At 60.1% G+C, this 18,932-nt stretch carries 20 protein-coding genes; 5 read left to right on the top strand and 15 right to left on the bottom strand.

Annotation, left to right across the window (positions count from 1 at the left end; translation table 11 throughout):
- Positions 1 to 59: 59 nt before the first annotated feature.
- The 6 genes from J1G35_RS17350 to J1G35_RS17325 form a co-directional block, all read right to left on the bottom strand.
- On the bottom strand, positions 60 to 1,073 hold the full coding sequence (locus J1G35_RS17350) for a diguanylate cyclase (RefSeq protein WP_223015543.1): 1,014 nt from the start codon (positions 1,071 to 1,073) through the stop codon (positions 60 to 62).
- Between the two features lie 140 nt (positions 1,074 to 1,213).
- Complete coding sequence (locus J1G35_RS17345; RefSeq protein WP_223015542.1) at positions 1,214 to 3,109, bottom strand: alkaline phosphatase D family protein; 1,896 nt, start codon at positions 3,107 to 3,109, stop codon at positions 1,214 to 1,216.
- Positions 3,110 to 3,229: 120 nt separating this feature from the next.
- Positions 3,230 to 3,430 carry a hypothetical protein gene (locus tag J1G35_RS17340; protein ID WP_223015541.1) on the bottom strand — a complete coding sequence of 67 codons (201 nt, stop codon included), beginning with the start codon at positions 3,428 to 3,430 and terminating at the stop codon, positions 3,230 to 3,232.
- Positions 3,431 to 3,617: 187 nt separating this feature from the next.
- Positions 3,618 to 5,861: an ATP-binding protein gene (locus tag J1G35_RS17335; protein ID WP_223015540.1), complete on the bottom strand. Its 2,244-nt coding sequence runs from the start codon at positions 5,859 to 5,861 to the stop codon at positions 3,618 to 3,620.
- Positions 5,858 to 6,472, bottom strand: a complete 615-nt coding sequence (locus J1G35_RS17330; RefSeq protein WP_223015539.1) for a biliverdin-producing heme oxygenase — start codon at positions 6,470 to 6,472, stop codon at positions 5,858 to 5,860. Before J1G35_RS17330 ends, J1G35_RS17335 begins: the two co-directional genes overlap by 4 nt.
- Positions 6,473 to 6,669: 197 nt before the next feature.
- The gene (locus J1G35_RS17325; protein ID WP_053132118.1) at positions 6,670 to 7,050 is read right to left on the bottom strand and encodes a response regulator; all 381 of its coding nucleotides are present in this window, start codon (positions 7,048 to 7,050) and stop codon (positions 6,670 to 6,672) included.
- A gap of 196 nt (positions 7,051 to 7,246) precedes the next feature.
- Here J1G35_RS17325 and J1G35_RS17320 point away from each other — a divergent pair, with 196 nt between their 5' ends.
- Entirely contained in the window at positions 7,247 to 7,789 is a 543-nt protein-coding gene (locus J1G35_RS17320; RefSeq protein ID WP_347709460.1) for a demethoxyubiquinone hydroxylase family protein, read from the top strand.
- Between the two features lie 43 nt (positions 7,790 to 7,832).
- Positions 7,833 to 8,207: a cytochrome c family protein gene (locus J1G35_RS17315; RefSeq protein ID WP_223015538.1), complete on the top strand. Its 375-nt coding sequence runs from the start codon at positions 7,833 to 7,835 to the stop codon at positions 8,205 to 8,207.
- Here the strand turns inward: J1G35_RS17315 and J1G35_RS17310 are convergent, their stop codons facing one another.
- From J1G35_RS17310 to J1G35_RS17290, 5 genes are read right to left on the bottom strand one after another with little or no spacing between them, the layout of a single operon-like run.
- The gene (locus J1G35_RS17310) at positions 8,208 to 10,229 is read right to left on the bottom strand and encodes an LTA synthase family protein (RefSeq protein WP_223015537.1); all 2,022 of its coding nucleotides are present in this window, start codon (positions 10,227 to 10,229) and stop codon (positions 8,208 to 8,210) included.
- On the bottom strand, positions 10,229 to 10,828 hold the full coding sequence (locus J1G35_RS17305) for a hypothetical protein (RefSeq protein WP_223015536.1): 600 nt from the start codon (positions 10,826 to 10,828) through the stop codon (positions 10,229 to 10,231). Before J1G35_RS17305 ends, J1G35_RS17310 begins: the two co-directional genes overlap by 1 nt.
- A complete protein-coding gene (locus J1G35_RS17300; protein WP_053132125.1) occupies positions 10,828 to 12,096 on the bottom strand; it encodes a sialidase family protein in 1,269 nt (422 codons plus the stop codon). The genes J1G35_RS17305 and J1G35_RS17300 overlap by 1 nt, the downstream gene beginning before the upstream one ends.
- Positions 12,097 to 12,118: 22 nt before the next feature.
- Positions 12,119 to 12,664 (bottom strand): cytochrome b/b6 domain-containing protein, encoded by a 546-nt coding sequence (locus J1G35_RS17295; RefSeq protein ID WP_223015535.1) that lies wholly within the window; start codon positions 12,662 to 12,664, stop codon positions 12,119 to 12,121.
- Entirely contained in the window at positions 12,664 to 12,930 is a 267-nt protein-coding gene (locus J1G35_RS17290) for a PepSY domain-containing protein (protein WP_048722823.1), read from the bottom strand. Before J1G35_RS17290 ends, J1G35_RS17295 begins: the two co-directional genes overlap by 1 nt.
- 147 nt (positions 12,931 to 13,077) lie before the next feature.
- Here J1G35_RS17290 and J1G35_RS17285 point away from each other — a divergent pair, with 147 nt between their 5' ends.
- The 3 genes from J1G35_RS17285 to J1G35_RS17275 all read left to right on the top strand — a co-directional run bounded on the left by J1G35_RS17285 (position 13,078) and on the right by J1G35_RS17275 (position 15,786).
- On the top strand, positions 13,078 to 13,740 hold the full coding sequence (locus J1G35_RS17285) for a response regulator (RefSeq protein ID WP_223015534.1): 663 nt from the start codon (positions 13,078 to 13,080) through the stop codon (positions 13,738 to 13,740).
- A complete protein-coding gene (locus tag J1G35_RS17280) occupies positions 13,737 to 15,089 on the top strand; it encodes a sensor histidine kinase (protein ID WP_053132132.1) in 1,353 nt (450 codons plus the stop codon). The genes J1G35_RS17285 and J1G35_RS17280 overlap by 4 nt, the downstream gene beginning before the upstream one ends.
- Before the next feature lie 124 nt (positions 15,090 to 15,213).
- On the top strand, positions 15,214 to 15,786 hold the full coding sequence (locus tag J1G35_RS17275; RefSeq protein ID WP_223015533.1) for a hypothetical protein: 573 nt from the start codon (positions 15,214 to 15,216) through the stop codon (positions 15,784 to 15,786).
- 277 nt (positions 15,787 to 16,063) lie between these two features.
- On the opposite strand, the gene J1G35_RS17270 is transcribed toward J1G35_RS17275, so the two are convergent.
- The 4 genes from J1G35_RS17270 to J1G35_RS17255 form a co-directional block, all read right to left on the bottom strand.
- Complete coding sequence (locus tag J1G35_RS17270; protein WP_065937840.1) at positions 16,064 to 16,321, bottom strand: colicin E3-like toxin immunity protein; 258 nt, start codon at positions 16,319 to 16,321, stop codon at positions 16,064 to 16,066.
- A 7-nt stretch (positions 16,322 to 16,328) separates the two neighbouring features.
- On the bottom strand, positions 16,329 to 17,480 hold the full coding sequence (locus tag J1G35_RS17265; RefSeq protein ID WP_223015532.1) for an S-type pyocin domain-containing protein: 1,152 nt from the start codon (positions 17,478 to 17,480) through the stop codon (positions 16,329 to 16,331).
- 322 nt (positions 17,481 to 17,802) lie between these two features.
- A complete protein-coding gene (locus tag J1G35_RS17260) occupies positions 17,803 to 18,174 on the bottom strand; it encodes a PH domain-containing protein (protein WP_223015531.1) in 372 nt (123 codons plus the stop codon).
- Between the two features lie 24 nt (positions 18,175 to 18,198).
- Positions 18,199 to 18,528: a hypothetical protein gene (locus J1G35_RS17255; RefSeq protein WP_223015530.1), complete on the bottom strand. Its 330-nt coding sequence runs from the start codon at positions 18,526 to 18,528 to the stop codon at positions 18,199 to 18,201.
- Between the last annotated feature and the right edge of the window lie 404 nt (positions 18,529 to 18,932).

The raw sequence follows: 18,932 nt of genomic DNA, 5'->3' as shown, positions 1-18,932 counted from the left end.
CAAATCGGAAGAGCTGTTGCCAAAAGCTCGTTTTGGGCAACGTCGTAGCCCCATCGATGTTACGCCGACACCCCATCCTTGCCCGCCGCCTTGGCGCGATACAACGCCTGATCGGCACGCGCCATCAGGGCGCTGGGGGACTCATCCATACGGCGCTCGGCCACGCCCACGCTGAGGGTGACGTGGAGGCCGCCGCGCATCGGGATCTTGCGCATTTTTTGGCAGATTTTCTCGGCCAGTTCCCTGGCGGTTTGCAGTGCGCTTTTGGGCAGGACCGCGATGAACTCATCGCCACCCCAGCGGGCCAGCAGGTCGCCTGGGCGCAGGCAGCTTTCCAGGCATTCCACTACCTGCAAAAGGGTTTGGTCGCCCACGCCGTGACCATGCTGGTCATTGATTGGCTTGAAGTCATCGATATCCATCGCAATCAATGCCAGCGGCAGGCGAAAACGCTGGGCGCGGTCGCACTCTTCCAGCAGGACTTTTTCCAAGCGGTAGCGGTTGGCAACGAGGGTCAGGGCATCCCGTTCGGCCAGGGAGCGATTTTCGTCCAGCTGCAATTGCAACTGCTGATTGACTCGCGACAGTTCGCGCGTGCGCTCGGCCACCAGCGCCTCAAGCGATTGGTTGCGCCGCTCCAGCTGTTCGACGGAGCACTTGCGCAGATGAATATCGCGATGGGCGCCCACCATCCGCGCCACCGAGCCGTCGGGGTTGCGCGCAATCACGTAGCCCCGGTCTTCGATCCACAGGTAACTGCCATCTTTTTTGCGGCAACGGTATTCGATTTGATAATGGGGGGCGCGACGGTTGATGTAGTCATCGAACAACGTCATCACCTGGGGGTAATCGTCCGGGTGGATGACGTTCTCCCAGGTGAACACGCTGTTTTCCAGGGAATGGCGGGGGTAGCCCAGCATCTCGTACCAGCCCGGGTTGCGGTAGACGAACCCGGTATTGGCGTTCCAGTCCCAGATCCCGTCGCTGACCAACTCCAGCACGGTATGCAGCATGTCGGCATTGAGGTGAGAGAAATCACCCGTCAGGTTGTTGTCGTCGGAAATATCGTCCATCTGCGCGCTCCTTGCATGGGTTGGCGTCCAGGGCCAACCATGTTGATGCCGATACTCCGTGGCTGGCGCTACTGTACATCGGAGCTTGTGCGCTTTGAATAGAACGAATGGGCGACTATAGGAGGGCTGGCAATGGGCTATTACTTCGGCGCGATCATCCTGGTACGTGTCCTCCCATCAGCGTTGTGCTGGTAAATCGTGTCAGGCTGCCCCCGCTCGTTGAAAAACACTTGGCCAATCCCTGCCGAATTCCATAACCGTTCACCGGCCTCGGCATGTTCCGGGATATGCGGCACCACCTGCATGGTGCGGCGGCGAGTGAACCAGTTGAGGGGCGAACGTGGCGAGTACAGCCAGCGATTGAGGCGGTCGAACCATTCCAGCAATCGCGGTGGAAATTCGTTCTTGATGCCGCTGCTGGTGATCTGCCAGATCCTGGGACCGGCGTTGCGATGGCGGATCAGTACTTCATAGACGAACGAGTAGTGCACGTCGCCCGAGAGGATCACGTAGTTACCGGGTGTGCGCGAGTGGCGAAAAATATTGAGGATCACCTGCGCCGCGCCGCGATGGGCCATCCAGTTTTCCGCGTCCACCAGCAAAGGGTGCCCGCACCAACTGAAGACCTTCTGCACGGTCTCGATCAGCTTGACGCCAAAGACAGGCGCAGGGGAGACGATGATGGCCGAGGGATGGTCGAGCAGTTCCTGTTGCAGTTCGCTCAAGGCTTCCCAGTCCAGCAGGCCGGAGGGTTGCTTGAGGTTGAATTCGCTGCGCCAGCGCCGGGTGCGGGTGTCGAGCACCACCAGGGCCGGGGTGGTAGGCAGGACGTAATGCCACCGCTGGAATTTCAGCAGCGCCGCCAGCAAATCATCCTGCGCCTGGGCGTCCAGGTGATTGTTCTGCGCCTGGGTGGCCAGTGCCTGGGTTTGGCCCACCAGTTCATCAAAGGCGTCCGGGTTATTCCCCCAGCCCTGGCACAGCAGGTAGGCCAGCAGCGCGTTACCGATGATGCGTTTGGAGAACGGATGGCCGTAGGCGGTTTCTTCCCATTGCGCGCTGAGGTTCCAGTCGTCGGTGATGTCGTGATCGTCAAAGATCATCAAGGTGGGCAGATGGGCGAATACGCGTGCCACGCCCGGCAAGCCATCGCGGAATTTATCCACGTGCACCTGTTCGCGGGCATAGCGCGCGGCTTCATCGGCGTCCAGTTGCGGTGGCTGTGCAGTGATCAGCGACCAGGGTGTGGGCGACCACACCAGCAGGTACATCGCCATGACTTCGGCGAAGGTCACCAGGTGATTGTCGGCGGTACTGCTGGTGAAAATCGGCTTTTTCACGCCACCAAAAAAACGCTCGCGCAGGGTCTCGTTGCTGTCCAGCGCGGGGAGCAGATCGGCGCGATTGTAGTAGCTGGCGCGATGCCCATAGAGGCTGCTGCTGTCATCTACCACGGCGCCTTCCAGGTACTCATCGAACAGGCCCAGGCGCGCAATCAGCTCATGGATCGCCCGCAACATCGGTCCGGCGACATCGTCGGCGTACACCTGGTCGCCGCTCATCATCAGCAAGGCCGGGCGGTCGGCTGGGGTCTGTGCATCGGCCAGCAGGCGATCGACGCAGAGCAGGCCTTCGTCGGCCTTGTGGTGAGGTTTACGGCACGAGCCGTGTACCAGCTGATGGATATGGCTGTGCAGCACGAAACTTGGGCATCGCGTGTCGGCGTACAGCAGGTGCGGGGCCCACTCGGCAATGCCGGCATGCTCGACCAGCAGGTCATAGTTGATGATCACGTCCTGGGGCAGCGCCGCGTCCAACCGTACATCAATCAGGTGGATAAACGCCTGGCGCCCCACTGGCACGATCTGGCACTGGTCCTGGCCCAGGGGTATTTCCAGGCTCCGTTCGGCACAGTGCAGCTTCAGGGTCAGGGGCAATGCGCGGCTTCCTACCAGCCACAGCACCAGGCGCCGGGGTTCCAGGCGCCGCAGCAGAGGGCCGGCGAGTACGGCGGGCAAGGTGTCGGGGTGTGGCATGCAGTCAAAGGCTCCGGCCAGGATTGAACCGGCAAGGTTAGCGCAACGTATGTCAGTGTTTTGTTAAGGCGCGGCGGTCGGTAGAGAAGAAGGGCAGTGCGCTGCCCCTCTTCATGCGGTTTAGAGCAAGTTTCCTCTACCCAGGCTGTCCAGGCTGCCACTTCCGGTTCGGCGGTCGCGCGCCGAACCGTCGGACTCCTGAGGCTCCAGTTGCGACTGAGGTTCTTCGATGCTGCGCTTCTTGCGTTGGGGGGCTGCGTCATCCTGCGGCGCAGGGGGGTATTGAGCGGGGAGTTGTACGGTGTTGATGGAGCTGATCATGGAAGTGTCCTTCTCTCTATTAGTCGAGGGTTACTTCGCCCCTTGGCGCGAAGTGGCGCCAAACTTATAGAGCCAGGAGAAGGTGAGCTATAAACGCCCTGCTGCAAGATATGACGGCGGTTGGCAATGGCTTCAGACGTCAATCCGGCATTTTTTTGCATGGCGAGCAGGCTCGCCACAGGGGCGGTCAGGTACGCGAGTCCTCAATCACCCTCGGCACGGTAAAGCGGAACTCACTGCCACGTCCCACTTCACTCTCGGCAACGATTTTGCCGCCATGGGCTTGGACTATCCCCTGGGTGATATACAGCCCCAGGCCAGTGCCGGTGGGGTTGTTTTCCGCCTGGGTCCAGTAACGATCAAACACATGTGGCAACTGCTCAGGGGCAATGCCTTCACCTGAGTCACGCACCGAGAACACGATCTCTTCACCATTGCTCATTGCGCTGATGCCGATGCTGCCCTGGCGCGGGGTGAACTTGATGGCATTGCCGATCAGATTCGACAACACCTGGAACAGGCGCTCCGGGTCGCCATTGATCTGAAGGCCAGGCTCGGCGTTGAACGACAGGTCGATGCCTTTTTCCATCGCCAGGGGCGCCAGCAGGGAGTAGGCCTCTTCGAACATTTGGCTGACGTCCAGGGCCACCGGTTTGACGACGTAGCGCCCCGCTTCGATTTTCGAGGTGTCGAGCAGATCTTCCAGCAAGACGTTCATGCGCCCGGCGGCCTGTTGCATGGTGTCGATGGCCGAGGAAATGCGTCGCGAGGTATGGGGGCCGTCGGAGCTGAAGGCTTTTTGCATCATGCCGCAGAGCATGGAGATCACCGTCATCGGGTTGCGCAGGTCGTGGGACACCACCGCCACCAGCTCATCGCGGGCACGCACGGCTTGTTGCTCGCGCAGCACCTGGCGGGCCAGGTCGTTTTCCAGGGCCGAGCGGCGCAGGTCATTGGCTGCGAACAGGTCGCCGTGGCTCCACTTGGTGGAGATACCGGCCATCTCCACTTTCCAGATTTCAAATGAGGTGCGTGGACGAAGGCGCAGGCCGGCGTCGGAGTTTTCCAGGGCCAGCGGCTTATTCGGGTCGCCGCTCCAGTTGATGTTCTCTTTCACTTCCGGGCGGAACCACAGCACGCCGTTATCCACAGGCTTTGGCAGGCTCATCGCCAGGACACCACTGGCCACCTGTTGGAACTCGGCGCCTGGCGGGTAGACCGACACCAGGTTATGGCTGGAAAACACCGGCTCGCCGTGGTTTTGCAGCCATTTGTGCAAGGCGCGGATCTGCGCCGGTTCCGGGCAGTTGCCGTAGCGGTGCAGTTGCTTGTCTTCGATGATCGCCACACCGCCGGACAAGGTCAGGTCCATCAGTAATTGGCCTTGTTGGGCGAGGCCGTCGAACACGTTTTCTTCCGACGCCTTCATCGCTTGATCCAGCTTGACCAGGGTCTCGACTTTCTCTTCACGCTGACGGCTCAGGTCCAGGGCTTCCATGGCGCTGATCTGCAGTGACAGCACCTGGCCGATGGTCTGGCAGGTGATGCGCAGGTCATTGGGTACCAGCAGCGGCTCGCGGTTGCCGCAACTGATCAGGCCCCAGAGTTTGTCGCCCTTCATCAGCGAAATGCTCATGGACGACAACACGCCCATGTTCTGCATGTACTGGCAGTGAATCGGCGACACGCTGCGCAGGGTGGCAAAGCTCAAGTCCAAGGGCTGGCCGGTGTCCGGACGCAACCTGGGCAGCAGGGGCACCGGCTCGTAGGCGGCGTTGGGGATGATGCGCAGCCAGTTGGTGCGATACAGCTCGCGGGCCTGCTCCGGGATGTCAGAGGCGGGGAAGAACAGCCCGTTGAACAGCTCCATGGACGGTGCCGACGCTTCCGCGATCACCTGGCCATGCCCTTCGTCTTCGAAACGGTAGATCAACACCCGGTCGTAACCGGTCATGGCCTGGATTTCAGTCACGCTGATTTCGTACAGCGCCTGCAGGGTTTTCGCGGACTGCAAACGTTGCAGCATCTTGCCCAAGCCACTGCTGCGACCTTTGAGCGTGCGTGGCTGGAAGTCCTTGAGCCGCGGTTCGAACTCCAGCACCAGCACGTCCTGATGGCGGTGCAACAGGCCTTCGAACTCGGCGCCGTTGAGGGTGACGTGCAGCGGCGGCGCATCAAAAAAGCTGTTATGTGCCGTTATGCGCTGCACGGCCTGGGCGTGCTCGGTGCCAATCAGCGTGTGCAGCGGCTGGCCCAGCAACGACTCGGGAGCGCGGTCGAACAAGCTGGCGGTGTTGGTACTGACCTGAAGGATGTTCAGGTCGGGCTCTGACAGCGTCAGCAGCACGCCGTGGGGCTGGATCGCCCCCGGAAAACGGATCGGCTCGTTGGCACAGTTGGCAAGCAGTTCTTCAAAATCTTCGGGTTTCATAGCAGTACCTCCTGGCTGTCGAGCCATTGCTCAAAGCAGCTGAATGTCGACCGGGCCGTATCCACCGCCTGCTGTTTGGCATTGGCGTCCAGCGGCAGGCGGCCCAGATAGTCGAGAAAATCCTTCCAGCGCCGACCGGTTTCGGCACCGTATACATTGAGAAACGCACCGCCGTTATCGGCGTCCACACCCAGGCGCCGGGCCATTTCCCGGCGCAGCACCTGGCCGCCCAGCGTCGCGCCTTCCAGCACATACAGGGCGCCAATGCAGGCGGCGGGGGTGTCGAAACGGGGCAGATGGGTACAGCGCGGCAGGCCGGTGATAGCGGTCTGATCCAGGCCAAGGGCGTTAAGATCGCTGAGCAGCGTCGGCGTTTTCACACGCAGAACCGGGTCGAATCCATCCGGGATCAAGTGGCTGTCGTGGAGTGCCGCTTCTATAGGCAGATAAAACCCGTAATACGCCTGGATCAGGCGCATGTACCCATTGGCATCCAGGTGCTCGGAGAAAAACGGGAGACGTTTTTCAAGCGCTACATGCAGCAGGGCAGTGCCTGTGCGCAACGCTTCGAGTAGAGAGGGCACACTAGAATCAGGGGCCTGTGGATGCATTCAGTGCGCTCGAACTGTGGGCCTTTCGACCAGGAATGACGCTGAGAAAAATAGGCGACGATTCTACACAGCTGATGGCTATCAGCTATAGGCTGAAGGCGAAAAGGCTGACCAGCGGATCAGAAAAGTCACTCCTTGTCTCTCTAGTGACCGCAGCGACTCCACAGAAGTTCGGTAAAAGTGATGTCGTAGCGCTATCAATGCATGGAGGCACCCTGTTGCGTCAGCGCTGTTTGCACACATTCAAGCAGATGTTCTGTGCTCCACGGTTTAGGCAGAAACCGTACGGTACCGCCCAATTCGGCCGCCATCTTGGTGTTGCCAGAGGTCAGCAGCACCGGCACCGACGGCCAGCGATGCGCCACCACCCGGCTCAAGTCATAGCCATTGAGCAACCCCGGCATCTGCACATCGCTGACAATCAGGTCCACCGGGTCGTTGCCGCGCTCCAGGTAAATCATCCCTTCATCGGCTGAAGGAAAAGACGTCACAACCGCGCCGAAATCCTCCAGTACATCCACCATCAACGAACGAATGATCTCGTCGTCTTCTAATACCAAAATCGATGGCTGAGCCATGATCCTTACTCCACCATCAGGGTTCAGTTAGGTTGAGTGGGCCGGGCGCGGATAGGTTCGATTGGATGTGGCTCAGGCGATGGGTGGTCGTTCAGAAGGTCTAGATTGCGCATTTGGCGGGTGGTACGGCACGATGCCCGGGTTCTGTAAACTGCACCGGCACACTCCCTGAGGCCCTCGCACAAGGTCGTCTACCGTGAACGCTCCTGCTACCCCCTTGATCGACCCTGACCTGGGCAACCGCATGATCAAAGTCGACCACGCCGGCGAGCATGGCGCGATCTGTATCTACAGCGGCCAGCTGTTTATGGCGCGGTTGTTCGCCCCCGGCATGGTGGGTGAACTCCGTGAATTCCTCGCCCACGAGCGCCGCCACCGCGCGGTTTTCCAGGCCGAGTTGCAACGGCGAGGCTACCGACGCTGCCGCAGCTACTGGCTGTGCGGCCTTGGCGGACTGGTGCTGGGCCTGCTCACCGGGGTGTGCGGGCGCAAGGCTATCGTTGCCACCACCGTGGCCGTGGAAAGCGTGGTGCTCAGGCACCTGGCTCATCAACTTCAGACGTTACGTGACATAGACCCGCTGGCTGTGGCGGCCATTGCTTCCATCGTCGACGAAGAGCAACACCACCATGACCACTCGGCTGCGCAGATCGATGCGCAGGATCCCTGGTTTCGAGCGCTGACGCCGGTGGTGACGGCGTGGACCGAAGCGGTGATCTGGATGGGCATGCGTTCCTGACAAGCAGGCATAATCGCCGGCAATACCCCGTGTGGAGTCACCCATGAAGTACGTCTTACTGACCCTCGCCCTGCTCCTCAACACCGCGTCGGCCTACGCCGCCGGCGATGCCGAGGCCGGCGGCAAGCTCTTCACCAAGACCTGCGGCGGCTGCCATAGCATTGGCGAAGGCGCGCGCGGGGGCTTTGGCCCGGAGCTCAACGGCATCATCGGCCGACCCGCCGGCACCACCGCCGACTATCAATATTCGGACGCGATGAAGAACTCCGGGGTGGTCTGGACCCGCGACAAGCTCGCGGCCTACATCGAAGCGCCAAAAAAGGTGGTGAGTGGTACGCGCATGATTTTCTGGGGCATCAGCGATCCGGAAAAAATCGACAACATCCTGGCGTACCTCGAGACGTTCCAACCCAAGTGATCACTCACGCACATTCCTGAACAGCATCAACCGCGCACTCTCATGCAGCCCACGGGTCAGCGCCTGCAATCGCTGAAACTCCTCGGGATGTTGTGCGCTCACATCGTCACGCGGGGTGAGCGACGCAAGGTCATGCAGGGTCGGTGAGCTGCCGTCGTGCTGCATCTGCAGCAGGAAATCCTGGGTCACGCCGCCGATGATCGGGAAGGTGCCTTCGCGCAACACCAGCGGCACCACGCGTTCGCCCTCGGGCGCCGGTTGCTGGATGTCCCGTCCCATCGCGCCGTTGCGGAACGGTACGCCCGCCATGCCGGCCACGGTGGGCAGCAGGTCAGCCAGGCCCACCGCTTCTTCGATCACCCGAGGCGCAAGGCCAGGGGCGTGGATCAGCAGCGGCACGTTGTTGCTCTCCAGGCCCAACTGTTCGAAGGCCGGCGCCATGTGCGGGATCTGGCTGATGCGGGTGTTGTGGTCACCGAAGAACACAAAAATGCTGTTGTCGTAGTAGCCGCTGGCCTTGGCGATTTCCATCAGCCGGCCGATGTTGTAGTCCAGCAGGCGCACCGCGTTGTACTGCTCGACACTGCGGGAGCCTGCGGCCTGGGCCTGTTCCAGTGTCACGTCGCTGACCTGGAAGCCATCGTTGTGCTTGGGAATGGTGAAGGGGCGATGGTTGCCGGAGGTTTGCAGGTAGGCGAAGAACGGCTGGTCCTTGGGGAGCGTGCTCAACAGATCGTCAGCTTCCTTGAACAGGTCCAGGTCGGAAATCCCCCATACGTCTACCCGTGGCGATTGCCAGTCACTCTCCTCGAACAACTGCACATCGTCGATGCTCTGGCGGATCAGTGCATTGATATTCGCCCAGCCGGCGTTGCCGCCGATCATGTAGAACTTCTGGTAGCCCTCGAATGCATTGATCAACGTGTGTTGCCGCGTGATCAACGGGTTGCGCGTGGCGGTCTCCTGGCGGGTGACGTCGGGCACGCCGGTGATGCTGGCCCACACGGTTTTCGCGGTGCCGGTGACGGGGACGTAGAAGTGTTTGAAGAACCAGCTTTGCGTCGCCAGTTTGTCCAGGTTCGGCGTGGGGTTGAGCGGGTTGCCATAGGCGCCGACGGCGCTGGTACCGAGGGACTCGAGCATCACGAAAATCACGTTCGGCGGGCGCTCGCCGGCCAGTCGATAGGGCTGTACGCCTTGTTCGCGGATGAAGTTCAGGGACTGGGCATCGGGCTGGGTCACGCCCAGGTACTGGGCGACTTGCGGGTAATACGTGCGGACCTGGGCTTCATCGAACTGCGATTGGCCGACCTTGAGCGTGTCATACAAAAACAGCACCGGGTTCAGGCCCACGGCGGCCAGTTGGCTGTTGCCGGAAAAGAAGGCATCGCTCCAGCGCAGGGGCACCGGGTTTTCCAGGTTGAGGTGGGCGACACGGCCGAGCAGGGCCAGCAGCACTACGACAACGCCGATCACACTCACCACCGTCAGGGCCGGCTTGCTGATAGCGGTGGGTGTTCGATCCAGGGTCAACCGCTCCAGGCAGACCAACGCCCAGACCCAAAGCGCCACCGCCGCAAGCCAGCACGCGGTTATCCACAGCACTGGGTAGGTTTCCCACACCATCTGTTGGGAAATCTGTGCGTCTTGCAGGTAACGCAGCACCGTCGCATTGATACGCACGCCGAGGTAGGCGTAGTGGCCGAAGTCGATGATGTACACCAGCCCGATCACCGCCAGCGCGATGACCAGATAACCGCGCGCCAGCCAGCGCAGGGCCGGCAGGGTGGTGAGGTTCCAGCGCGGCAACCACGCCAGCACGGCCAGCGGCAGCAGGATCAACACCGCCAGGCGCAGGTCGAAACGCAGGCCGATACCCAGGGTTTCCAGCAGCGCCGGGGTGTTCAAATCAAGGCCGGAAAAACCCAGCACAAACACCAGCCGCAACGCAGCCAGCAACACAAACACCAACCCGATCGCGCCCACGCCGTAGCGCAGGCGGCGTGATTGCAACGCACTCATCATTGACCCCGGTGCCATTTCAAAAGAGGGCGCCAGGCGGCGCTGATCAGCAGCCCCGCGCCGGCGATCAGGCAGTAACCGGTCAGCAACGGATCGACCAGATAGTCCCAATAGTTTTCCGATGCCTTGAGCCGTAACGCAAAAGCCAACGTGCCTATCGCCAGCATCCACACTGCCAGCGCATTACGCAGCCACAGCATCAACAGTGCGGCCGCCGCCACCAGCACGATCATCGGTCGCGGGTTGAAGCCCCAACGGTACGGGTCGAAGTAGGTCAGGCCCAAGGTGGCCGGGTACAGCACCAGGCTCAGCAGGCCAAACAGCAGCAACGTCTGCACTTGATGCCGATGAGCGAGCGGTTGCACTAAGCCCAGGCGGCTGAGCACCACCCACGCCAACAACATCAATGTGCTGATTGCCAAATCGTCGGTAAAGCTGCGCACATACGCCGCCAGCGGCAGCTCGTTGACCGGGATAAAACTGACCGCCACCAGCGCCGGCAGCAGCCATGGCCGCCAGGGTGCGGTAAACCTGAGCGTGCTTAACAGCACAAACCCCAGCAGCACAAAACTCAAATGGGCCTGCCACAGAGAAACCATCACAGACGCTCCTCCAGCCAGGCTTCGTTGAAGCTGACATGTTTGATAAAGGTGTTATTCCACGAGTACACCAAGTGGTACATGCCGTCCGGGCTGCGGCTGAAGTACGGGTACTCGTATTCGAAATCGCAGCCCCGGGGTTTGCACACGCGGTAGTCGAGGTTGCTGAGAAAGCGCTGTTCCAGCGGCAGGCGCTTGGCACCGCTGGAGGCGCGGAAGCCTTCGCCGATGATTTCTTTATAGGCCTCGGGGGAGAAGGGTTGGCCGAGCGGGTCGGGCGACTCATCCAGTTGCACCACGGTGCGCCATTGGCTGAGCTGGGCGTCGGTGCCGTAGAGGCTGAGCTTGAAGCGGCCATCCTGCAGGTCGTTGAGGGCCACGAGTAGCCCGTCGTCTTGCGTGCCCACCGCCGCCAACGATGAGTTGGGGTTGGCCGGTTCCAGCGGGTACGGCTCGCTCCAGGTTTGCCCGGCGTCTTCGGTGCGGCTGGCCAGGACGCGGTGGTGGGTGTCGCCGGCGTAGCGCAACATCGCCACGGCGCGCTTGCCATCCAGCGGCACGATAGTGGGTTGCAGGGAGTTCTTGCCGCGGCTGATGCGGAATTTGTCGATCACTGCGCCGTCGGCGCTCAAGTACAGGTACTCGGCAAACTTGCCCATGAACTCGTGGTACACCGGCAGGCCGATGGAGCCGTCGGCGTGGAACACCGGCGCGGCACGCACCAGCGTACTGATGTTGAAAAACGGAGAGGTCACCAACTGCCGGGGCGCGGACCAACTGGCGCCGAGGTCATCCGAGACCATCAGGTTGATCGCACTGGTGGCCCAGCCGCCGACCGACACCGAAACATAAAACATCCACAGGCGTTTATCCGGCCCGAGGGCGATGACCGGGTTGCCGAGTTTGCGGATATAGCGCTGGGTGCCGTCGCGGGTGCTTTCCCGCGTGGCCAGCACCTGCTCGGTGCCCCATTCGCCGCTGCGCGCATCGAAGCGTGCGGTGCGCACCTGCACATCGGCGGCGCCTTCCCGCGAACCGGCAAACCACACGGCCATCAAGTCGCCGCCGGGCAGGGCGGTGACGGAGGAAGAGTGCACAAAGTCCGTGAGCTGCGAGGACACAAAACGGCTGGTGTATTGCGGGGCCGCCGCCACTTTCGAGGTGTTCGGCGCCACTTGGGCAAAGGGTGCCAGTACATGGGGCGGATGGCTAAGCCACGCGGCGACGAAGACGGCGAGCAGGCTGCAGATCAGTAAGGCGGAGCGCATAGAGGACCTGTCGAGAAAAGGATTACTGCGCACGTTCATCCGGCAGGCGCTTCCTGCGACCGGTGAGCATGGATAACGGCAGGTTGTCCCGCACCTGGATACTTTCAAACACCGCGGCCAGCACATGGATGCACACCAGGCCCAGCAGCACATTGGCGGCGGTCTCGTGGATTTGCAGGGGCCAATCGGCGCCCCACAGGGCATCCACTTCCTGCATCAAAAAGCCGCTGACACCGATGGTCAGCAACGCCAGCAACATCATCAGCATCACCAGCGCACCGATGGGCGAATGGCCCAGGCGATGTTGCGGGCGGCGGTTGAGCAGCGAGCGCAGATGGGTTTTCAAGCGTTTCGGGGTCGGCCAGAAGTCCGCCCAGCGTGCACTGCGCGGTCCGATGAATCCCCACACCGTTCGTACCAGCAGCCAGGCCATGGCGTAATAGCCCAGCCAGACATGCCAGTCATCGCCCGCTTCGTTATAGAAGTAATTGGCGATAAAGACCCCGGCGATAGACAGGTGAAACAGTCTTACCAATGGGTCCCACAGGCGCAGGGATTCGCCTGGCATCAGCCTTTGATCTCAGTCTTCACGGCCTTGCCGGTGACCGGGTCGTGGTAGATCTCGACCTTGCGCTTGTCCTTGTCGAAACCGTAGATCTCGTAGCAGTTGCCGTCGGTGACCTTGAACTTGCTGATCTCGTAGCCTTCGGCCTTGAGCTTGTCCTGGAAGGCTTTTTCGTCTTGCCATTGCGAGCGTTCGGCGGTGGTGCATTGCGGCCCGGCAACGGCCAGGGGGCTGGCGATAATCAGGGACAGCAGGAGAATTTTGCGCATGGAAAAGCTCTCAGCAGATGTAGGAGATTTCACAGTGCAAAATCAACCTTAGCGCAACCTTAGTTGGCAACGCGCGGTAACATCTTTGCCGAAATAGCCTCGGCCAGAACCCGGCATGATGCCGCCGATTCCTACAGAGATTTTGCTATGCGCCTACTCCTTGTCGAAGATGATCGTGCCCTTGGCCAAGGGATTCGCGTGGCATTGGGCGTTGAAGGCTACACCCTGGATTGGCTGCAGGATGGCGTTGCGGCCCTGCATGCCCTGCGCACGGAAAGCTTCGATCTGTTGCTGCTTGACTTAGGTCTACCGCGCCTTGGTGGTCTGGACCTGCTGCAGCAACTGCGTGCCGAGCAGCACGACTTGCCGGTGCTGATCCTCACCGCCCGCGACGGCACCGCCGAGCGCATCGCCGGTCTGGACGCCGGTGCCGACGACTACCTGGTCAAACCCTTCGATGTGGAAGAACTCAAGGCCCGCGTGCGCGCCTTGTTGCGCCGCAGCCAGGGCCGCGCGCAACCGATGCTGGAACATGCCGGCGTCAGCCTCGACCCGGCTACTCAGCAAGTGCGGTATCTGGATGAAGACATCATCGTCACCCCGATGGAATACCAACTGCTGCACCAACTGATGGTACGCCCCGGCAAGGTGGTGACCCGCGAGCGCCTGTCCCGCGCGTTGTATGGCTGGCAGGACCGGGTCGAGAGCAACACCTTGGAAGTGTTGATCCACAACCTGCGTAAAAAGTTATCCACCGAGCTGATCCGCACTGTGCGCGGTGTTGGTTATGTACTGGCGCTTAAACCATGACCTCCGTGCGTGCACGCATCCTCATCCCTGTCCTGGTGCTGATCCTGTTGGGCGACGCCCTGATCAGCTGGCTGGTGCTGCGTGACAGCCACCACGAAATCGAAGAAGTCTACGACGCCCAACTCGCCCAAAGCGCACGCCTGCTGCAAGGCGTATTGCGCCAGCGCGACCCTGGCGAAGCCGACTGGGACCGCCTGTATCAGGCCTTCGATCACGCCATGAGCCGTGTCGGCGAAGACGGCGTCGCCCACCCTTATGAAACGCGGTTGACCTTCCAGGTGTGGCGCAGCGACGGCCAATTACTCGTACGCTCCGCCGAAGCGCCCGTGTTGGCCGCACCGCCGGCTACCCTCGGCTCCCACGACATCATGGATAACGGCAACGACTGGTGCGCCTTTCTCCTTGCCGACCCGCAGCAAGGCCTGCTGATCTGGGTGGGCGAGCGCGACGATATTCGTCAGGACGTGATCCAGCGCATCATGCGCCACACCCTCTGGCCCACCTTGATCGGCGTGCCGCTGCTGACGATGTTGATCTGGCTGGTGATCGGCTGGGGCCTGAAACCCTTGCGTGCCATGGCCCTTTCCATTCGCGGGCGCACCACCGAGACCTTGCAACCGCTGCACCTGAAGCCCCTGCCCAGTGACCTGGAGCCCATGCAAACTGCGCTCAACCGGCTATTGGTCCAAGTCGATGACCTGCTCGCACGTGAGCGCCGCTTCATCGCCGACGCCGCCCACGAACTGCGCACACCCCTGGCGATCCTGCGCATCCATGCGCAAAACGCCCAAAGTGCCGGCACCGAGGCCCAGCGGCGCGAAGCGTTGGACTACCTGGTCAACGGCGTCGACCGCGCCACCCGCATCGGCAGCCAACTGCTGACCATGGCGCGCATCGAGCCGCAGTTGAACAACCCCAAGCGCAGCCGCGTACAACTCACCGAGCTGGTGCGCGAAGAACTCGCCGAACTGACGCCGCTGGCCATGGAGAAAGGCGTGGAGTTGGTGCTGGAAGGGGATGAAGACTGCTGGATCGAAACCGAACCGGTGGCGCTGGCCATCGCCCTGCAAAACCTGGTGACCAACGCCCTCAACTTCTCCCCGCCGGGCAGCGAAGTGAAAGTGGTGATTGGCGCCAATTGCCTGAGCGTCGAAGACCAAGGGCCGGGAATTGATGAGGCGGAAATGGGGCGTTTGTTCGAGCGGTTCTACAGCCGTGGCAATGCCAATGGCGCAGGGCTGGGGCTGGCGATTGTGGAGATGATCGTGGGCAAGATCGGCAGCCGCTTGGCGTTGCATAACCGAGAGCGGGGCGGGTTGTGCGCGCGGTTGGTGTTTGACGAGGCCTGAAGCGATCAGGGCTCAAATGTGGGAGCTGTCGAGCCCCTGCATCGCGGCCGCTCCACTGCGGAACATCCTGTTTGATCGCGGGTCCAGTCATTATCATCTTTCATCTTGATAAGGACATCCTTCCGTGAAGCGAGTCGTGCTGCTCTCTTTAGCCCTGGCCTTGTGCGCCTGCCAATCCAACCAACGCGATTCATCGCCCAGCCTGCTCAAGGACGGCATCCAACTGCGGCAGAAAACCGTGGCCGTCGATGCTGAGCACGCCAAAGTCATCATGAAAGCCTATGGCGGCACCCATCCCGTCGAATTCGCCATCCGTCGTGAAGGCGACCCCGACCCACGCATGGAAACTCTCGGCACGGTGATGGACACCGGCGAAGGCCGGGTTTTCAACTGGATCGCCAAGCTCAACCAGACGGTAGCCAGCGCCGCGTTCAAGCGCTTTCCGCAGTTGGAGATCCAGGCGGACCCCGGCAAGAAACTCACCGTGTCCAGTTCGGCGAGAAGCCAGGGCAACGGGGTTTACTACAGCTGCGGGCCGGTGACGAGTACGTTTAGCCCGGAGAAGGCCAAGGTGTATCTGGTGGAGTTTCAGTTCAGGTTCAGTCGTTCGGTATGTGCGCTGCAGGTGTTTGATATTACGGATCCGGCGAATCGGGTGTTGATTGGGGGGGAGGGGAGTGAGGCGAAAGAGGGTTAGGTGGACGGCCGAAAAAATGCGGATGCTGCGCCTGGAAGGACCTGAAGGTTTGATACTTCCAGCGCTCTCCGCCATGTGGTTTGATTACCTTCCACAAGATTTTCGATAACGGGGGGGCTTTCGTTTACGTAGTCGGGTTGTGATGGTAGCTCTTCGTAAAGCAGCCTTCGAAGCTGTCTGCCCAGCGGGTCAGGGCTCTGAGGTGTCTGGGGATGTTGCGGAGTTTTTTGTTTGTCAGTGACAGTCTGCGCATGAAGATGAATTATCTAAGTCTGTGTTACTCGTTTGCACCTTCGTAATCAAACGCGATGAAGTAGTCGCTTTCTGAAAGAGCAATTTCATGAGAGAAGTGTGTCTGTATCAGCGATAGCCATTCCCGCCGCAGTTCGAACATGCCGTTATTGACGTCCTCGTCTATCGACAGTCCAAGTTTAGAGATCACGGAGTAGTCGTTTCCTAGGTCCGCTGAGTCCTCCGTTCCGCGTAGCCACTCTGTGGTTCTGTCGAACCATTCCAATCTCATTTTTAGTCCCATGTGTCCCTCATAGATATTTTTTGATGTTTCGTTTTTTCTTAGGCTCTTTTAGCTGCTCGCCGGTTATGTGACTGAACGCACCTAAATGGCTCCCATCACTTGCAAGATAAACTTCCAACTCTCCATGTTGGGAATCCCATTCATAAATTCTCCTGTCTTTTTCCTCAATCCAACGCTCTCTCAGCCCGGCACCGCCCTGTCTGGGAGTCATGGGTTTTGCTTTTATCAGGGTTCCAAAGCCAGTTATTTGTTCAGTATTTGGAGCCTTGTGGTACTTGTGATCCCCAGCCTTAACACTAACCACCACATACAGCGGCCGAACCCCCGACTCCACCGGGAACACCAGGATAAAATCCCGATACGCCGGGGGATAAATCGGGTTCACCAGAATCTGTGCCGCTTTCTCCGTCGGCGGGTAAATCCAGATCAGCGGCGCTTGCGGCGCAGCCTCCAGGGTCGGAATACCCAGCGTGTCACTTGGATCAACGGCGGGCGTCCAGATCAGCGCGACACCCTCACCCAAATCCGCCGCAAATTGATCGCCACGGCTTTGGAACTGCACCACATCAATCATTTGCCAATCAGGATTATTGCCGGTGTAAAACCCATACCCTTTGAGTGTGCCGTCCTCGCGTTGCTCGATATGCAAACGCATCTGCGAACGCGCCTTTTGCATCGAACGCAACTGTTCTTCGCTGTAGAGCGCGCTGTCACCCAGCTCCGAAGGCCAAGCTAGCGCCACCAGGCCGGTCAGCAGGCCACCGGCGACTGAACCGACGGCAGTAGCTGCCGCCTCCAACGCGGACGAACGCAACGCCAACTGCCCCAAACCAGCGGGAAGTGCGCTGCCGCTGATCCTGCCCAAGGCAACTGCGCCTCGACCATCCACCTCTCGGCCACCCAGCAGGCTGAAATGGCCGTATTCCTTGATCAGCTCCAGCGGTACGTAACCGCTGGGTTGCGTGTAGTCAGTGAGGCTATCGGGCAGTTGGCAAGGTTTGATGAAAGTGCAGCCGGGAGGTTTGTCGGGCTTGGGAGGTGGGGCAGGGGGGGTGAACAAATCGATGGGCGGTGAATAAGGCGCGCGCGATGGCTGTGGTGTCAGGATTCGCCGTTTGAGTTGCTCTTCTTCGGTGATGGGGTACGCACGTTCAGTCATGGCTGGCTCACTTCCTTGTGTGGGGGAGTGAGCCTACGAGGTGGGGCAAAGGGGGTGGAATTGGCTTTGTTCGATGTCGGGTGTGGGAAACTTCAGCTATTGAGTATGGTTTTTCTCCACTTGTTTGACGAGGTTGTGTGTAGTCAGCGGCGGTTTACTTTAACCCGTTTCTGGAGGTGCCACCGCCCCTCTTCAATCGTGACAAACACAAGAAAGTCCGCTCGCAGCCGGCATTGCCGTGGCAGATTAATCGGGCGCGGTTCAACAGCGTGGATGACGATCAGTCAGCGTCATCCGTGATCCCCTGAAGTATGACCGCTGATCAAGTCAGCAGGTGCTTGGAGATCAGGCGGGAGATTTCGACAATCGAGGTCTTGCCGGTGAATTCAAATTTCACTTTTCCCAGCGACGAAAAGTAAATCTCCAGTTCCGAGTCCAGGTCAAACGTGCCGGACGTTTCCACCGAGTACGCGACGATGTTTTTGTACGGCAGCGAAGTGAAGTCCTTCTTGCTGCCGGTGATGCCTTGCACGTTCACCGCGATGATGCGTTTGGTGGTGAAGACCACGCCGTCGCGCATGGTTTTGTAGGCGTCGACGACTTCTTCGCCGTCCAGCAGCAGGGCGGCGACGCGTTCGGCATATTCGTTGTTTTGTTTGAGTTTAAAGAAGCCTTTGTTGTTGAAGTCGATCATGTGACGGTCCTTGTGGTGAGTCGGTTATTGGATGGCTTTAAGGTAGTCCTTCAGTGCCACGAGCGGTGGGTTGAGTTCCTCCAGCGTGGTGGCTTGCTGTACGTCGGTAGACAACCACTGCAGCTCACGCCCCAACACCGTATCGGCCCCACCCAAAGCGATCAGCGCCTGCACCACACACTCCTCTATCTTCAGCAGAATTCCCGGCAGATCCCCCTGCCGCACCAGCAACCCAAACACCTCCCGCTCATAACCATCCATCACCAGGTCATCCCTCAACACCGGGCTGCCGCCGTCCTCCTCATGCACGAGCTTGAGTGCAAAGAGCGCAACAGCTTCCAGCGTCAATTCCATGGTGTCGGTTCCTCAGGGTTCGGGGCGGAGGGCGATGATCACTGTTCTGGGTGTGAAAAAAAAGACCTGGGGCGTACCGGGTTTCGGATGTTCTGCAATATTGATGAGAACCCGTATGCGGCCGGCCTGACTTCACTGTTCGATGTCACCGACAACATGGCCGTGGTTCTTGGCTGCTTGCCAAGTACACCTTCTATATAGAAGCAATGCTGCCCTCCTTATAAGAAGGCCTTTATTGCGTCGTGGTGTGTGGGGCTTTTGTTAAGGAAAGTTTTTCCAGAAGGGGGTTGACCACGCAATTCAATACTGTATTATTCGCCTCCCGCTGACGAGAGATCGGAAGCGCAAGTGGTTGAAGTTGTTGAAGAAATCTTCGAAAGCTTCTGAAAATAATCACTTGACAG

Origin of the sequence: Pseudomonas sp. SH10-3B, assembly GCF_019891415.1 — a bacterium.
Classification (GTDB): domain Bacteria; phylum Pseudomonadota; class Gammaproteobacteria; order Pseudomonadales; family Pseudomonadaceae; genus Aquipseudomonas.
This window is presented reverse-complemented; position numbering and strand designations above follow the sequence as displayed.

What these genes read in the sequence shown, in the direction of transcription:
- J1G35_RS17350 (WP_223015543.1), bottom strand. Translation starts at nt 1,073, where the DNA reads ATGGACGATATTTCCGACGACAACAACCTGACGGGTGATTTCTCTCAC.
- J1G35_RS17345 (WP_223015542.1), bottom strand. Translation starts at nt 3,109, where the DNA reads ATGCCACACCCCGACACCTTGCCCGCCGTACTCGCCGGCCCTCTGCTG.
- J1G35_RS17340 (WP_223015541.1), bottom strand. Translation starts at nt 3,430, where the DNA reads ATGATCAGCTCCATCAACACCGTACAACTCCCCGCTCAATACCCCCCT.
- J1G35_RS17335 (WP_223015540.1), bottom strand. Translation starts at nt 5,861, where the DNA reads ATGAAACCCGAAGATTTTGAAGAACTGCTTGCCAACTGTGCCAACGAG.
- J1G35_RS17330 (WP_223015539.1), bottom strand. Translation starts at nt 6,472, where the DNA reads ATGCATCCACAGGCCCCTGATTCTAGTGTGCCCTCTCTACTCGAAGCG.
- J1G35_RS17325 (WP_053132118.1), bottom strand. Translation starts at nt 7,050, where the DNA reads ATGGCTCAGCCATCGATTTTGGTATTAGAAGACGACGAGATCATTCGT.
- J1G35_RS17315 (WP_223015538.1), top strand. Translation starts at nt 7,833, where the DNA reads ATGAAGTACGTCTTACTGACCCTCGCCCTGCTCCTCAACACCGCGTCG.
- J1G35_RS17310 (WP_223015537.1), bottom strand. Translation starts at nt 10,229, where the DNA reads ATGAGTGCGTTGCAATCACGCCGCCTGCGCTACGGCGTGGGCGCGATC.
- J1G35_RS17305 (WP_223015536.1), bottom strand. Translation starts at nt 10,828, where the DNA reads ATGGTTTCTCTGTGGCAGGCCCATTTGAGTTTTGTGCTGCTGGGGTTT.
- J1G35_RS17300 (WP_053132125.1), bottom strand. Translation starts at nt 12,096, where the DNA reads ATGCGCTCCGCCTTACTGATCTGCAGCCTGCTCGCCGTCTTCGTCGCC.
- J1G35_RS17295 (WP_223015535.1), bottom strand. Translation starts at nt 12,664, where the DNA reads ATGCCAGGCGAATCCCTGCGCCTGTGGGACCCATTGGTAAGACTGTTT.
- J1G35_RS17290 (WP_048722823.1), bottom strand. Translation starts at nt 12,930, where the DNA reads ATGCGCAAAATTCTCCTGCTGTCCCTGATTATCGCCAGCCCCCTGGCC.
- J1G35_RS17285 (WP_223015534.1), top strand. Translation starts at nt 13,078, where the DNA reads ATGCGCCTACTCCTTGTCGAAGATGATCGTGCCCTTGGCCAAGGGATT.
- J1G35_RS17280 (WP_053132132.1), top strand. Translation starts at nt 13,737, where the DNA reads ATGACCTCCGTGCGTGCACGCATCCTCATCCCTGTCCTGGTGCTGATC.
- J1G35_RS17270 (WP_065937840.1), bottom strand. Translation starts at nt 16,321, where the DNA reads ATGGGACTAAAAATGAGATTGGAATGGTTCGACAGAACCACAGAGTGG.
- J1G35_RS17265 (WP_223015532.1), bottom strand. Translation starts at nt 17,480, where the DNA reads ATGACTGAACGTGCGTACCCCATCACCGAAGAAGAGCAACTCAAACGG.
- J1G35_RS17260 (WP_223015531.1), bottom strand. Translation starts at nt 18,174, where the DNA reads ATGATCGACTTCAACAACAAAGGCTTCTTTAAACTCAAACAAAACAAC.
- J1G35_RS17255 (WP_223015530.1), bottom strand. Translation starts at nt 18,528, where the DNA reads ATGGAATTGACGCTGGAAGCTGTTGCGCTCTTTGCACTCAAGCTCGTG.